Genomic DNA, 14,869 nt, shown 5'->3' with positions numbered 1-14,869 from the left:
AACAAATTCATAATTTGACTACGGGAGATTTCTCTTTGGGAAGAATCCTGTGTACGTTTGGTTTAAACAAAATCACCTACAAGTGGTCTAACCATCGTCCGATCATTTTCGGAGTTAACGGACTGGCCACGATATTGCTTTTTCATGCGACGCAGTTTTGTACTTTTCATGGTGGTAGCCCTGGTTTCACTAGGCGTGCTTTACCATGATTTACTTTCTTACGGCTGGGCACAGGCCAAAGGACAAATCCATATTCTCCGCAACACCAAAGAAGTTTCGGAAATCCTTCAGGACCCTGCCTATCCCGATTCTGTCAAGCAAAAAATACGCCTTATCCAGGAAATAAGACATTTCGGAATAGACTCCCTTGGCCTGGCCCCTTCTGAAAATTACACCACTTTCTTCGACCAGGAAGGGAAAAAACTAATGTGGCTGCTGACCGTCTCGGGACCCTATAAAGTAGAAGCCGTGAAATGGAAATTTCCCCTGATCGGCGATTTCCCCTACAAGGGCTTTTTTGACTCGACAAGGGCTTACGAGGAAAAAGCCGTATTTGCCAAAAAAGGATATGACACCAATATGGGTGAGGCCGCGGCATGGTCCATGCTGGGCTACCTGCGGGACCCCATTTTATCCGGCATGCTTGAAAAAAGCGAAGGCAGGCTGGCCAACCTGATCCTGCATGAACTGACTCACGGCACAGTTTTTGTTAAAGACAATATGGAACTGAACGAAAACCTGGCAAGCTTTGTCGGGGACTGGGGAGCGAAAAAATTCCTGGTTCAGAAATACGGGCCGGATTCTCCGCAGCTGAAAAAGTATTTGCTTCAGATGGAGTATCACGACGCCTGGGCCCGACACATGCTGCGGGGAGCTATGCAGCTCGACTCCCTCTACGCGACTTTCGGCAGGAGCCTGCCGGCAACTCAAAAGGCAGCGGCCAAAACAAAGGCGCTTCAGCGAATCCTGGCAACAGCGGATACACTATTGGGAGGACGGTTCCCGTTGGACGAGGAATCAAAAAAATCCGGAATTGCGCAGAACAATGCTTATTTTATCAGTTATAAAACATACCGGTCACAGCAAAATCAATTCCTGGATGAATTCATCAAACAGTTCGACGAAGACTTTCCAAAGTATCTGAAATATCTGAAGCAAAAGTATCCTACGTTATAACCACACACCGGAACAGGTTTTATGAGCAAGAAAATCCTGATTATTGTCTTCGCCATTATTGCGCTAGCCGGCATATTCTCTTTCACGAAAGTGGAAAGCCGGCAGGAAAAGCATTTTGATGTGGGCGAAAGAGTGGAATACCGGATTCACTATGGAATTATCAACGCCGCCGAAGCCCGGGTAGATATCGCCAAAAACCTGAGCAAAATTAATGGGCGTCCCTGCTACCGGATCAATGTGTTCGGGAGGACCACCGGTGCGTTCGATGTGTTTACCAAGGTGCGGGATACCTGGCGCTCCTTTGTCGACACCACCAGTATGGAACCTCACCAGTTTTACCGGAATATCCGTGAAAACAACTACCGGAAAGAAGAAACCACCTACTTTGACCGGCGAAGCAACAAAGCCAAAACGCAAACCCGCGATACGACCCGCATATTCAACGTGCCGTCCAACGTTCATGATATCATCAGCGGCTATTACTACCTGAGAACTGTAAATTTCAACGACAGGAAAGAAGGGGACATTATTGAGGTGCCCGTATTCCTTTCTGACGAAACTATCCGGATGCGGGTAAAATATGCCGGCCGGGACGTAGTCAAGACCAAATACGGCAGGATCAAAGTTTTCAAACTACATCCGCTCATGCCCAACAACAAGTTGTTCAAAGGTGAGAATTCCATTCGCATTTGGGTTTCGGACGACGAGAATAAGGTCCCGATCAAGATCGAGGTAGACCTGTTTATCGGCGCCCTTGCGATGGATATCAAACACTACAATGGCCTGCAGGCGGAGCCGGCCTGGTTTTAACTGGCTTTCCCCGGACTACCTGAAGTAGCTTTTTAGTTTGTGAACCGTCTCCTCAACCGACCGGTCGGTTTCGATCAATTCGGTAATAGACTGTACCGAGTGAATAATGGTACTATGGTCTCGCCCCCCGAAATGAACGCCAATCGATTTTAACGGCAGGTCAGTATATTCTTTCGCAAAATACACGGCTACCTGTCGGGGATATACGATTTCCTTCTTCCGGCTCTTGCTCTTCAGATCGGCTACAGAAATCTTGAAGTAGTCTGCCACGGTCTCCATGATGGTATCGATAGAAATCTCGCGACTTTGTTCGATAACGATATTACGCAGGGTATTCTTCGCAAGTTCGACGTCAATTTCCTTCCTGGTCAGAGACGCCTGCGCCATCAGGGAAATGATGACCCCCTCCAGCTCCCGTACGTTGGTACTTACACTGTAAGCAACATATTCAATCACATCATTGTCTATGAAGACCCCTTCGTGCTGAAGTTTTTTCTGTATAATCGCTATTCTGGTTTCAAGGTCAGGCGCCTGGAGGTCAGCGGTCAGCCCCCACTTGAACCGGGAAAGGAGACGATCCTGGAGCCCGTCCAGCTCTCTGGGCGGCCGGTCGCTCGTCATGATAATTTGCTTGCCGAGCTGATGGAGGTGATTGAAAATATGAAAAAAGGTATCCTGCGTTTTCTCTTTGCCCGACAAAAACTGTACGTCGTCAATCACCAGCACGTCAACCTTCATATAAAAATCGGTAAACGAAGACAGCGTATTATTCTTCAGCGCGTTAATAAACTGGTTGGTAAACTTCTCTGAAGAAACGTACAAAACCACCTTCTCGGGAAAATGGTTGTTGATATAATTGCCGATTGCCTGGACAATATGGGTTTTGCCCAACCCCACGTCGCCGTAGATCATGAGCGGGTTGAAGGAGGTTACCCCGGGGCGCTGCGCAACAGCAAACCCCGCTGACCGGGCGAGGCGGTTACAGTCTCCCTCTATGAAATTGTCAAAACTGTAATTCGGATTCAGGTAGGTATCCAGCTGGAGTGAATCCAGGTCCTTTGCCGGTTGCTGTGTATGCCGGCGCGGATCGCGCTCGAAATTATCGCGCTTGCCGGGGGCGGGGGTGATCGCCTTGGTCACGTTCATTGTGAGCGGTTTATGACGCTCATTCCCCGTGTCAACAATGATGGAATATTCCAACATACCATCCTTCCCTATGGCATAATCAAGCGCCTTCCTTAAAAGGTTGACATAATTATCCTCCAGCCATTCGAAAAAAAACTGGCTGGGCACCTGGATCGTAATGACCTTACCGATCAGCTTGACCGGCCTTATCGGTTCAAACCAGGTTTCATAACTCGCATAGGGAATACTCTCCTTTACCACCCGCAAACATCTTTCCCACACCATTTCCACTTCGCTCATTTCTGCCATCGCGGTATTTTTGAGAGGGTGTTGGGACATGTTGTTCAAATGCTAACTAATGGTTTGGATCGATTTCAATAATTGAAAGGGTGACGAAGTTAGCTATTGAAACGCCAGAAAGCAAACCACAAAAAACACGTAGCGGAATAATCCAAGATCTCTCCGGGAGAGATGCCAGTTCTACTTTGCCGCCGTCAAAAAAATGTAAAGAAAAAAATCAGGGCCACCGGCAAACGGCTCATCATCTGCGATGAACCGTTCAATAAAAACCATCGCCCGAACAGCACTATTATCACAACGCACTAATAAAGAGACGAATATAGCGTTATAGAGTTACTTATACCACGCGGTTTAAGTAAGCAGGAATAGCTGCCCCACCATTACTATGTATGCGACTTTCTTTTTGCCCTATGTCGTTTCGACATTAGGACTTCTGGCTATTCAATTGTACCGCCTCCGCCGCGACAGCTCCGATAACCGGAACCTGATCACGGTCCTCTCTGCCGTACTCCCCATTTCCTATTTTTTCTTTATTATCCTGTCTTTTTCGTCACCTGCTGCTTTTATCGACGACTTCAACCTGCTCGATAGCTTTCACCGCATGTTGACTGAAGATCATTTCACCGACCGTCTCCGGGCTTTTTTTGAACAGGTCAACGAGCACAGGTTTGCCTTCGAACGCGTGGTGATGTACCTGATCTACCTGGTCCGGGGAGAGCCGAGCCCCCAGGTACAAGTGATTATCGGCAACCTGTTCCTCTTCGGAATCCTCGGCCTGTTTCACCTTATTTTCAAACAAACCGGAAAGCCCGCCGCTTATTTTACACCGGTTGTCCTCCTGCTTTTCAGCCTCGTTTACTATGAAAACGTCTATTGGGCCATCGCCGCGATCCAAAATACATCGCTGATTTTTTTTGCCATGCTCACCGCGTTTGGCTTGTCGCTACAATCGGCAAAAGGAAAAGTTATCGGTCTCTCAGCCGCGTTGCTTGCCAGTTTCGTAAGCGGTAGCGGTATCGCCGTCTGGGTGATGGGCGCGCTGGTTATCGCGCTGCAGAAAAATTACCGGTTCCTGGTACCCTGGCTGCTCGCCGCCGCCTGCGTCGTCTCTTTTTATTTCACTTTCGACTACACATTTTTTCCGAAGGACCGGTCTGCACTCTGGCAACATCCCCTGAAGAACCTTTGGTTTTTCTTCAGTTTTCTGGGAGGTCTCTTCTATCAGGATATCGAGCACGGACATGCCCACAGATTTTACCCCGATGTTGCGGCTTCCGTGCTGGCAGGAAGTATGATCTTCATCATTTGCCTGTGCTTCCTCGTCGTCCTGGCTACAGGCAGGCTAAAAAGGGAAACAGGTAGCCTGAGCATTCTGGCGGGCATTATTCTCTTTCTATTTGCTACCGGGGCCATGCTTGTAATCAGCAGACCGGTATCCATTAATGTGATTTGGGGCGGAGAATTTCTGTCGCAGCGTTACCTGATTTTTGCGGCAGTACTTTGGGCAGCGGCCTACCTGGCCGTTCTTATTCTCGTTCGCAATACAACCGGGCCGGCTAAAGGCATTTTCGCGCTTGCTCTGGTAGGGTCGGTTGTTTTCAATCTGGGCTCCTACTACCTGTATATTCCGAAACTCGCCATTCACCACGCAACGCTGGAACTCGACAAGTGGTACACGGAAAACCAGGATGCCATGCTTCTTTCCTTTGGCGCAAAATATGAAGACCGGCTGTTCTGGAACCACCCGACAGCCTTCAGGAATCTCCTCGCCGACCTCCGCTCAAATGGCCTGTACGATCCCGCACAACCAGTCGACCCGCAAATTTTCCAGGCAATGGAGCATACCCTCGAGGCAGGAATTGTACAACCGCTCAACTGGAAAACAGCCTTATCCAAAAAAGAGGTTGTGGTACATGGAAAAGCCACCAATCCGCGTGTCACCGTCACCGTGGAAAGTACATCCGTTCAGGCGCGCCCGGTCTATCTTATTCTGCGTTCAGACCGGCGTTCTTTTGTTCTTCCTGCTGTTCCGGTACGTTCGGCTCCCCGGGAACTTCTGTCCCGGTTGAATTTCTGGTCGTCCCGGTATGCGTTTGAATTCCGCGAATTCAAATTCCCGGCTGGCGCCTACGCACTCTGGGTGGTCGGGGCGTATGACCGGGAGGGGCTCAAACCGGTCGACACCGGCCAGATCATCCACCTGCGGAGCGAACAGCCTTCTGAACTGTCCACACGGCCTGTCAATACTACGCCAGGCGCCATCTTAACCGATTAGCGCCTGGCGTAGAACGAAGTGCTTAATAACCCTGGTTCTGCACCAGGTAGCCGGGCAGGTTGGCCGCACCGTCAATAGCCGTTTGAGGAATCGGGAAAATTCTTTTGTTAACATCGGTCGACGTCTTTTCAGTCCAGGTACCTTCATATTTCCCGAACCGGATCATATCCGTCCTACGCACCATTTCCCAGTAAAGCTCAAAACCGCGCTCCCGTAAAAGCAGATCCAGGTTCATGGCCGTGAGCGCCGGGGCCGGTTTGGTGGCAGTGCGCGACGCCCGCACCGCGTTGACATCTGCCAGCGCACCTGCTGCATCATTGCTTTTTCTCAGCTTTGCCTCGGCACGCATCAGGTAAATGTCGGCAAGCCTGAGTATTGAAATGTCGGCCTGTCCTTTGTTCCTTCCGCTGTCCGAAACCTTACTAAACTCATATTTATGAACCCGGTAACCGGCGCTATAGCCGCTCCCTGCAGTCGTAAAATCAATTTGCTCCGTAAAATTAACGGGAAGATCCGGGCGGTTCCTGGTAAGGTTGGTTAGCCGCCCTACCTTCAGCTTACCGTCCGCACATCTCAGGAACACTCCGTTCACCCGGATTGCTCCATATTGCTGCCCGCGCAAAATCCCCCGGTTGATCCGGTAATCGGCGTCATTGATACAAGTGTCTGCGGGGTTGGAATATACGGACATATTCTGCTGATAGAACCTGGGATCTGCCGCCGCCGGGTCCACATTGCCATAAGCATCGACCCATGTGCGGTAGAAGTCGGAGGTAATGGCAGGTCCGTCGGTTCCGTTAGCTCCCGGAAACTGGGCAAGGGGAAACTGGTCGCCTGCGAGCGAAAAATAAGACAGGCGGTTATGCCCGTTCAGCTCGGGCCGTTGATCGATGGCAAAGATCAACTCTTTATTTTCGTGGTTATCTACTCCGAAAATGGAAAAATAATCGCTGGCCAGCTGATATTCTCCCGAAGAGATAATTTTATCGGTGTAGTTGATCACCTTGTCCATATCAGCCGCCTCAAACGAAAACTGCTGGGCATAGACGTTGCGGTAAACGGCGGCGTTGAGGTATAGGCGCGCCAACAGCCCCCATACGGCCGCCTTGGTTAACCTTCCGCTGCCAACGGTGGCCCGGTTCTGCAAAACCGGCTCTACAGCCAGCAACTCGCTTTCGATATAGTCAATGGCCTGCTGCCCTCTCAGGATTTCGGAAGTGGTAGCCGGGTTTTCCTTTTTAAATACCAGGCCGAAAAGGTCCAACGTCATCATCGAATAAAATGCCCGCATTCCTCGTGCTTCCGCTATATACAGATTGGTATTGGGATCGGGTAAGCCGGGTAAAGTCACCAGCGCGGTGAGCGACCTGGAGATCGACTGGACAAGGTAATTCCATGTATTGCCGATATTGGGGTCGGTGCCGGTGTAATTGTGGCTGTGCATGGCGATATATATCCCGTTGTCTCCCCAATCGGTCCCGCCGCGATAAGGGAGAATGGCCTCGTCCGTAGAAATTTCCTGCAGTGAAAAATAGGTCGTATGCCTGAAAAGTTCCGGCAGGTTGGCGTAAACCGGCACCAGCAAACCTTTTGCAGTTTGCTCGTCCGTAAGATTTGAGCTGAACGTTTCGTCGAGCACATTTTCCTCCAGGTCGGTGCAGGCATTGGTACTAAACAGCAGGCCGCCCAGAACAAGTATTAAAACACTTCTTTTCATTTCAACTAGTTTACAAATCCTACATTAACACCAAAGATGATGGTCCGGGCCTTCGGATAACTCAGGTAGTCGATTCCATACGACGAAACCCCGTTGATCGCCTTGTCGTTATTTACTTCCGGATCAAAACCGTTGTACTTTGTCCATACAAACAGGTTCTGCCCGGTTAACGAGAGGCGCAGCGACGACACATACTTAGCAATACCCAGTTTTTCAGGATTGAAATTGTATCCCAGGACGGCATTATTCAGGCGAAAGAAAGCCCCGTCCTTGAGGAACCGGGTAGATACGGGTGCAGAATTTGTAATCGACTCTTCCGGAAATTCAAGGGCAGCACGGGTGCTGTTAAGGCCTTTGGAGAGCCGCAGCTTATAAAAGTTCGCATTGGCGGTATTGTCATAGACTTTGTTGCCGGCTACCCCGTTGAAGTTCAGCGACAGGTCAAACCCTCTGAACCCGGCATTCGCCGTTAGGTTATACATTTGGGTCGGTACCGCTGTCCCGGCTGGAATGCGGTCACGGTCATTGGAGATTCCGTCGCCGTTGATGTCCCGGTACTTGCCGATTCCCTTTTCGTCAAACCCGATAAAATCCCGAAGGAAGAAAGTACCGATCGGCTCATTGTTGATATACCCGTTGATGGTAGACGAAGTGAGTCCCGAGCCGGATACCGAGCCCGAAGGAATCACCGAATACGGTGAATTGCTTACCCGGTTTTTCATAAACGTAGCATTCACGCCTATTCCGTACTTCCAGCCGCTTTCAGTAGATTTCCTGAAATGAAGGTCAAACTCCACGCCCTGGTTCCTGATTTCCATATCCGCTACGTTGGTCCAGAGCTTCCCGGCCGGCTGAACCGGGTCAGCCGGGATCACCTCGAGCAGGATATGGTTCGACACTTTGTTGAAATAATCGACGGTTCCGCCCAGGCTACCCTGCAGCAGGGTAAAGTCGAGGCCCACATCGGTTTGTGTTGACACTTCCCATTGAATGTTCGGGTTGGCCAGCCTGGTGTAGGTAGTGCCGGGGAAGAAGGGACCGGAGTTATCCAGCGGGTAGCTGGTCGAATTGCTGATGGTGGAAGTAAACAGGGCATGGGTAATTTTGGCCGGGATTTCCTGGTTCCCGGTCTGGCCCCAACCGGCCCGGAGCTTGAGATCGGAGAAAGGCGACGATTTCATAAAGCTCTCTTCAGAAATCCGCCATCCCAGCGAAAACGAAGGGAACACCCCGTACTTGTTATTCTTTCCGAACTTCGACGAGCCGTCTACCCGCACAGTTGCGGTGGCCAGGTATTTATCGGCCAGTTGGTAATTGATCCGTGAAAAGAACGACTGGAGCTCGTTTTCGTAAGCATAACCGGTCGGGCGGTTCCTGACCATTGTCAGATCCTGTCCGATTCCAGGGTTATAAATGGGCTCAATTTCAGTCAGCGGCAACCGGTCAATGCTGAAGGTACGCTCCTGTTCAAACAGACGCTGATAAGAATGTCCGACCAGCGCTGACAGCGAGTGCCGCTCCTTGTCCATTGTGTAGGTAAGATAGTTCTCTATCAATCGGTTGGAGTTCTTTTTACCCCTGGTTTCAAACCGTCCTTCGCGGTATGGTTCTTTGTTGGCCAGCGACTGGATGTCCTGAGTAGCCGTAGCATGATCGATACCGAAGTTGATTTTATACACCAATCCTTTCACGAGTCTAATGGACGGGCTGATACCAGCCACCACCCGGTTAATCCCGGTGATATCCTTTTCCAGCCTCAGGGGCAGAAGCGGATTGGTTCCGTCTGTGTATTGAAAAAGACTTCCGTCCGCCTCATAGGGAGGGTACGTCGGGTTTGCTGAAAGTGCTCCGCCCAGCATTCCTTCAATGGGCGGGCGCTGGTTCTTCATGTTCGTTGCGCTGATATTAACATCCACACTGATCCGGTCGTTCAGTATCTTCTGGTTCAGGTTAATCCTCCCGTTGTAGCGATCCATCGAATTTCCCTTCAGGATTCCTTCCTGTTTCTGCACGCCCAGCGAGCCGAAATAGCTGAAAGAACGGGACCCGCCGCTCATACTGAGATTGTGGTTGTGGGTAATTGCTTTCCGCGTAATCTCGTCCTGCCAGTCGGTATTACCGCCCTCGTCGATAAGGTCGCTTCCGCCCAGGGCTTTCACTTCTTTCCGGAACTCATCCGCGTTCAGAAGGGGCAGTTTCCGGGCAAGCGCCGAGAACCCGATGCTTCCGGAATAATTGATACTTGAAAAGCCTTCTTTCCCTTTTTTGGTCGTAATCTGGATCACGCCGTTGGCCCCTCGCGCGCCGTAAATAGCGGTAGCCGATGCGTCCTTCAAAACATCGATTGATTCAATGTCCTGCGGATTCAGGAAATTCAGCGGGTTCATCGACCCACCAGTACCGGCGTTGTCCAGAGGCAGCCCGTCCAGCACGAACAACGGTGTGCTGCCTGTCCGGACGCCCCCCGGTCCGCGAATGGTAATGCTTTGTGCACCGCCGGGCTCGCCTGAGGCAGAAGTTACATTCACCCCGGCCACTTTACCCTGCAACAACTGCTCCGGGGAATTGATAATCCCACTATTAAACTCACCGCTTTTCAGCGAGGTAACCGAACCCGTCACATCGCGTTTCACAGTACTGCCGTAACCCACTACTACCACTTCCGACAGATTGGACGCCTCCTCTTTAAGCCTGATCTCAATAAAGCCATTGTTCGCGGCCGTAGGTACGAAGGCCGCTACCGATTGTTTCTGAAATCCTATAAAACTGAAGTCAAGGTTATAAGCTGTGCCATCTTTCAGACCGGAAAATGAAAATTCTCCTTTTTCGTTGGTACTGCTTCCCTGTCTGCCCGCGCCTCCCGCTTCACTAATCATCACGGTTACTCCCGGGAGCGGCTCGCCGTCGCTTTCCGAAACTACGCGGCCACGTATGGCTTTTTCCGCCGTTGCCTCCGTTCCCGGATAGCTCCATGCAAAACCCAATGGCATTCCGAGCAATAAGACGTATAAAAAAAAGGCACGTCCCGGCGGATACCCGATTCGCCATCTAAAGAATTGGTAATTCGTTCTTCCCATACATTTGAGTCTTTTATTTTTGCTGATTTTCAAGCAGATTACTACAATACTACAAATTGTACTATTAAAATAATAAATGAAATAAATTTCATAGAATTGCAAACGTTTGAAATAATCATTCAAACGTTTGCAAAAAATACACCGCAATAATACCCCAACCTCCCGGCGCCACACAGCCGACGACATTATGTATATGTAAAATCTGCTGTGGCACTACCAAAGCTTGCCCGGTCCGAAAAAACGCTAGGTATATCTTGACGATAGTCGTTATTTTTGCGTCCGGTCGTGGTTAACAAGTTGTGAGGTGTGAGGGGTAAGCGAAGACAAGTTAACGCACCGTTGATAAATCAATCAGCCCTGAGCCCTGAGAAACCAGGCGTAAGCCCACACCTCACCGCTCATTGCTCAAACCTAATCGTACACATGAAAAAATTGCTTAACAGCACCTTGCTTCTTGCGCTTCTCCTGGTATTTAACCAGTGTGCGCTCAACAAATCGGTCCGGGAGGCTAAGGCGCTTGGAGATTGTAAATTCAGGCTATCGTCGGTAGACAGTATTTTCCTGGCGGGTATCGACCTCCGGGAGCTGAAAGAAATCAGGAGCTTCAAGGACATCGACCTCGGGCGTTATCCTGCCCTGGGCCTTGGTTTACTAAAAAAGGACATTCCGCTCAATCTTCAACTCAAGCTGGAGGCGCAAAATCCGACCAGTAAAATGGCCGGAGTGGAGCAGATGGAATACAAAGTGATCCTCGGGAAAAGTGAGATTTTCAGTGGTTTACATAATCAGAAAATACAGGTTTCACCTGGGACAGGACGCACCATAATCCCTTTCCACCTGAGCACAAACGCTTATGATTTCGTTATGAACAACCAGACACGTGACGATTTTGTTAATCTTTTGTCGGCCCTGACGAGCACAAAAGACTCAAAAGCGGTCAAGCTGTTGATCAAAATCAAGCCTACGCTTGCTTTCGGCAGCAAACAGGTCAACTATCCCGGTTATATTTCGTTTGAGCAAAACGTAACCGCCGACATGCTGCTCAACAAGTTATGATCCGGATCCGATGAAGCTTTATGTTGTCCCCACTCCTATCGGCAACCTGCAGGACATTACCTACCGGGCGGTCACGGTTCTGAAAGAGGTTCATCTTGTGCTTGCAGAAGACACGCGTACCTCCGGTAACCTGCTGCGGCACCTGGAAATTTCCAAGCCCATGCAGGCTTACCACATCCACAATGAGCACCAGACCCTGGCCAAACTGATCGAACGCCTTCAGAAAGGAGAATCGATGGCGCTTGTAACCGACGCCGGCACCCCGGCAATCTCCGATCCCGGGTACCTGCTCGTCAGAGCCTGCATCAAAAACGGGATCGAAGTGGAGTGCCTGCCGGGCCCGACCGCCTTTGTGCCGGCGCTCATAAATTCCGGGCTTCCAACCGACCGCTTCGTTTTTGAAGGATTTCTTCCGCACAAGAAAGGGCGCCAAACCCGGTTAACGGCGCTCAAAAGTGAGTCGCGCACGATGATTTTTTACGAATCGCCGCACCGGCTGCTCAAATCGCTCGAACAATTTGTGGAATATTTCGGCCCGGAGCGGCAGGTATCCGTTTCAAGAGAGCTGTCCAAACATTTCGAAGAAACTGCCAGGGGTACATTAACCGAAGTAATTGCGTATTTTACAGAAAAAACAATCAAAGGAGAAATTGTAATTGTATTAGCCGGTGATGCCAGATAGTAAACCCTTTCGTTTTCTTCCGAATACCTGCGTAGCCATCCTCTGCTTTTTCTTGCTGTTCGCGATAAAAAAGCCCCTTCGGGCGCAGGTTCCGGATAGCACGACCCAGGTCAGCCTGATTACTGTGGGCCCGGGAGACGATCTGTATTCAAGTTTCGGCCACAGCCTGTTCTGGTTCAACGACCAGGCAAAAGGGGTGGACGCATCCTACAATTATGGTGGCTTCAGCTTCCAGACGGAGAATTTCTACCTGAAATTTCTTCGGGGAACGCTCCCCTATAAAATTGACAAATACCCGCTCGCACCCCAGGTATACGGATGGCAGTATGAAAACCGCTCGGTGACGTTACAGGTGCTCAACCTTACCATTCCCCAAAAACAGAGACTTTATGCGTTATTAGAAGAAAACCTTCTTCCGCAAAACCAGGAATACCATTATCGTTTTTTTTACGATAATTGTGCGACACGACTCCAGGATCTCCTGATCAAAGTATGCGGGGACAGTCTTCGGTACGAGGGGTACCCAGGAGAGCAGAAGTCTTTCCGGGAATGGATTGACCAGTACGCGTACCGGCAAAAGCCCTGGGCGGATTTCGGAATGGACCTGGCGATAGGAAAACCCGCCGATAAGGAAGCTACACCCATGCAGGCCACTTTTCTGCCGGACAACCTCCACGACGCTTTTGCCGCAGCACAGGTAATCATCAATGGAAAACCCGAACCGCTGGTGAAAGGCGAGCAGGTAATTTTCAAAGCAGCCCCAAGAGCGGAACCGGGTTTTCTCACCCCCAAAGTCTTTTTCTGGCTGCTGGCATTGCTCGCCGGTTTGCTGACGCTCTGGCAAATAAAGAAAAACAAAATTCAGTTCACTTTCGACAAGATTCTGTTCTCGCTCTGCGGAATCGCCGGTATAGTCCTGCTGGCGCTTTGGGTGGGAACCGATCATGAAGACACCGTGTTAAACTGGGACATACTCTGGGCTAATCCGCTTCTCTTTTTTATAGCCGGAGGTCTTTCGGCACGCGTCAGGAAACCCTGGATTTCGATAGCGCTTATTGTCTATGCCGTTTTCCTGATTGCCGGAACCATCAATATTGACAAGCACAACCAGGTATTGATCCCTATCCTGCTGACACTGGTCATCCGGATATATTATATCAACAAAACTTTGCCGAAAATCCCCACATCATGAATTTAGAAATTATTACGCGGCAGGTAATGGAAATTGTCCGCGAAGCATCCGATTTCATACAAAGAGAGGCGCTTTCTTTCGCTGCCGAGAAGATCGAATACAAGGATTTCAATAATTTGGTATCCTATGTAGACAAAGAAGCTGAAAAGCTATTGGTCAGCCGCCTGCGACTGGTTTTGCCTGAAGCCGGGTTTATTACCGAAGAAGGCACTACGGGCGAGCCGGGTGATCCGGAAGCACTCAACTGGATCATCGATCCACTCGACGGCACTACCAATTTCATCCATCGCCTGCCGGTTTATTGCGTCAGTGTAGGACTGGCTCAAGGGAAAAACCCGATCCTGGGTGTGATCCATGAACCCAACCTGGACGAAATGTTCTACGGCTGGAAGGGCGGCGGCGCATGGTGCAACGGGACAAGACTTGCGGTTTCGACCGTACAGAAACTCAGCGACAGCCTGCTGGCAACCGGCTTTCCGTATCACAAGTTTGAGAAACATCACCTGTATATGGAAATCCTGGGCCTGCTGATGCAGAAAACACATGGTATCCGACGCCTGGGCGCCGCAGCCGTAGATCTTGCCTATGTGGCAGCCGGTCGATTCGAAGGATTTTATGAATACAACCTGCATGCCTGGGACATGGCGGCCGGCGTGTTGCTGGTCATGGAAGCCGGCGGCAAGGTAACCGACTTCAGCGGTGCCGATAATTTTCTCTTCGGCGGAGATATCATTGCCTGTGCCGCTCCACACCAGGAACTTCTCGACGTAATCAGCAGCCATTTTTAACAATTACCCCCTAACTCTCCGAAACTTTTAGTAGTTTGCCTGATAGGGAGCAGGTGTACCGGAAGTTCGCTCCCATTACCGCTTTTTTCAACCAGGTACGCTCACGAACGTGCAATATCAAAGCTATGGAAGACCTCAGATACCCGATCGGCAAATTCAAACCTCAAGACACCTACTCACCGGAAGAGATCAAGACCAATATACAGGTAATCAGCGCCATACCTTCAAAGTTTGTCAACCTCCTTTCGGACTGGCGCGACCACCAGCTTGATACGCCCTACCGACCGGAAGGCTGGACCGTCAGGCAGCTCGTTCATCATGTAGCCGACAGTCATATCAACGCCTATTGTCGTTTCAGGCTGGCGCTTACCGAAGAAAATCCAACGATAAAACCCTACCGGGAAAGCCTCTGGGCGACGCTTCCGGATGCGGAATCGGCGCCGGTGGAACTTTCACTCCAATTACTGAAATTTGTACATTACCGCTGGGTATTGCTGTTGAATTCGTTGGGCGAACCCGAGCTGGGCCGGACTTTTTTTAATCCCGGCACGCAAAAAACCACCCGGCTGGATACAGCAATTGCCTTATATGCGTGGCATGGAGAACATCACTACCAGCACGCCTGCCAGCTCGCGCTCAGGAAAGGCTGGTAACCCGAACCAACCGACACA

Annotated in this window: 11 protein-coding genes; 8 read left to right on the top strand and 3 right to left on the bottom strand. The window is 50.4% G+C overall.

Annotated features, from left to right (window positions below):
- The first annotated feature begins 144 nt into the window (after positions 1-144).
- Positions 145-1,176, top strand: coding sequence for an aminopeptidase (locus ABD852_RS08080; protein ID WP_345027755.1), 1,032 nt, complete (start codon positions 145-147; stop codon positions 1,174-1,176).
- Between the two features lie 21 nt (positions 1,177-1,197).
- Positions 1,198-1,986 (top strand): DUF3108 domain-containing protein, encoded by a 789-nt coding sequence (locus ABD852_RS08075; protein WP_345027754.1) that lies wholly within the window; start codon positions 1,198-1,200, stop codon positions 1,984-1,986.
- Positions 1,987-2,001: 15 nt separating this feature from the next.
- Here the strand turns inward: ABD852_RS08075 and dnaA are convergent, their stop codons facing one another.
- Positions 2,002-3,450 carry a chromosomal replication initiator protein DnaA gene (gene dnaA, locus ABD852_RS08070; RefSeq protein ID WP_345027753.1) on the bottom strand — a complete coding sequence of 483 codons (1,449 nt, stop codon included), beginning with the start codon at positions 3,448-3,450 and terminating at the stop codon, positions 2,002-2,004.
- 346 nt (positions 3,451-3,796) lie between these two features.
- On the opposite strand from dnaA, the gene ABD852_RS08065 reads away from it, so the two are divergent.
- Positions 3,797-5,686 (top strand): hypothetical protein, encoded by a 1,890-nt coding sequence (locus ABD852_RS08065; protein WP_345027752.1) that lies wholly within the window; start codon positions 3,797-3,799, stop codon positions 5,684-5,686.
- A 22-nt stretch (positions 5,687-5,708) separates the two neighbouring features.
- Here ABD852_RS08065 and ABD852_RS08060 read toward each other — a convergent pair whose 3' ends face one another.
- Together ABD852_RS08060 and ABD852_RS08055 are read right to left on the bottom strand one after the other, a co-directional pair.
- Positions 5,709-7,403: a RagB/SusD family nutrient uptake outer membrane protein gene (locus tag ABD852_RS08060; RefSeq protein ID WP_345027751.1), complete on the bottom strand. Its 1,695-nt coding sequence runs from the start codon at positions 7,401-7,403 to the stop codon at positions 5,709-5,711.
- A 5-nt stretch (positions 7,404-7,408) separates the two neighbouring features.
- Positions 7,409-10,393, bottom strand: a complete 2,985-nt coding sequence (locus tag ABD852_RS08055; RefSeq protein ID WP_345027817.1) for a SusC/RagA family TonB-linked outer membrane protein — start codon at positions 10,391-10,393, stop codon at positions 7,409-7,411.
- 510 nt (positions 10,394-10,903) lie between these two features.
- Between ABD852_RS08055 and ABD852_RS08050 the strand changes: the two genes are divergently transcribed.
- From ABD852_RS08050 to ABD852_RS08030, 5 genes are read left to right on the top strand one after another with little or no spacing between them, the layout of a single operon-like run.
- Positions 10,904-11,536, top strand: a complete 633-nt coding sequence (locus ABD852_RS08050) for a hypothetical protein (protein ID WP_345027750.1) — start codon at positions 10,904-10,906, stop codon at positions 11,534-11,536.
- 10 nt (positions 11,537-11,546) lie between these two features.
- Positions 11,547-12,218, top strand: coding sequence for a 16S rRNA (cytidine(1402)-2'-O)-methyltransferase (rsmI, locus tag ABD852_RS08045; protein ID WP_345027749.1), 672 nt, complete (start codon positions 11,547-11,549; stop codon positions 12,216-12,218).
- Positions 12,208-13,410 (top strand): lipoprotein N-acyltransferase Lnb domain-containing protein, encoded by a 1,203-nt coding sequence (locus ABD852_RS08040; RefSeq protein WP_345027748.1) that lies wholly within the window; start codon positions 12,208-12,210, stop codon positions 13,408-13,410. The genes rsmI and ABD852_RS08040 overlap by 11 nt, the downstream gene beginning before the upstream one ends.
- A complete protein-coding gene (locus ABD852_RS08035; protein WP_345027746.1) occupies positions 13,407-14,198 on the top strand; it encodes an inositol monophosphatase family protein in 792 nt (263 codons plus the stop codon). Before ABD852_RS08040 ends, ABD852_RS08035 begins: the two co-directional genes overlap by 4 nt.
- A gap of 35 nt (positions 14,199-14,233) precedes the next feature.
- Positions 14,234-14,851, top strand: a complete 618-nt coding sequence (locus ABD852_RS08030; protein WP_345027745.1) for a YfiT family bacillithiol transferase — start codon at positions 14,234-14,236, stop codon at positions 14,849-14,851.
- The last annotated feature ends 18 nt before the right edge of the window (positions 14,852-14,869 follow it).

This window comes from Ravibacter arvi (genome assembly GCF_039540405.1).
GTDB classification, from domain to species: domain Bacteria; phylum Bacteroidota; class Bacteroidia; order Cytophagales; family Spirosomataceae; genus Ravibacter; species Ravibacter arvi.
Note: the sequence above shows the minus strand (reverse complement) of the source record. Positions and strands in the feature narration are given on the sequence as shown.

What these genes read in the sequence shown, in the direction of transcription:
- ABD852_RS08080 (WP_345027755.1), top strand. Translation starts at nt 145, where the DNA reads ATGCGACGCAGTTTTGTACTTTTCATGGTGGTAGCCCTGGTTTCACTA.
- ABD852_RS08075 (WP_345027754.1), top strand. Translation starts at nt 1,198, where the DNA reads ATGAGCAAGAAAATCCTGATTATTGTCTTCGCCATTATTGCGCTAGCC.
- dnaA (WP_345027753.1), bottom strand. Translation starts at nt 3,450, where the DNA reads ATGTCCCAACACCCTCTCAAAAATACCGCGATGGCAGAAATGAGCGAA.
- ABD852_RS08065 (WP_345027752.1), top strand. Translation starts at nt 3,797, where the DNA reads ATGTATGCGACTTTCTTTTTGCCCTATGTCGTTTCGACATTAGGACTT.
- ABD852_RS08060 (WP_345027751.1), bottom strand. Translation starts at nt 7,403, where the DNA reads ATGAAAAGAAGTGTTTTAATACTTGTTCTGGGCGGCCTGCTGTTTAGT.
- ABD852_RS08055 (WP_345027817.1), bottom strand. Translation starts at nt 10,393, where the DNA reads ATGCCATTGGGTTTTGCATGGAGCTATCCGGGAACGGAGGCAACGGCG.
- ABD852_RS08050 (WP_345027750.1), top strand. Translation starts at nt 10,904, where the DNA reads ATGAAAAAATTGCTTAACAGCACCTTGCTTCTTGCGCTTCTCCTGGTA.
- rsmI (WP_345027749.1), top strand. Translation starts at nt 11,547, where the DNA reads ATGAAGCTTTATGTTGTCCCCACTCCTATCGGCAACCTGCAGGACATT.
- ABD852_RS08040 (WP_345027748.1), top strand. Translation starts at nt 12,208, where the DNA reads ATGCCAGATAGTAAACCCTTTCGTTTTCTTCCGAATACCTGCGTAGCC.
- ABD852_RS08035 (WP_345027746.1), top strand. Translation starts at nt 13,407, where the DNA reads ATGAATTTAGAAATTATTACGCGGCAGGTAATGGAAATTGTCCGCGAA.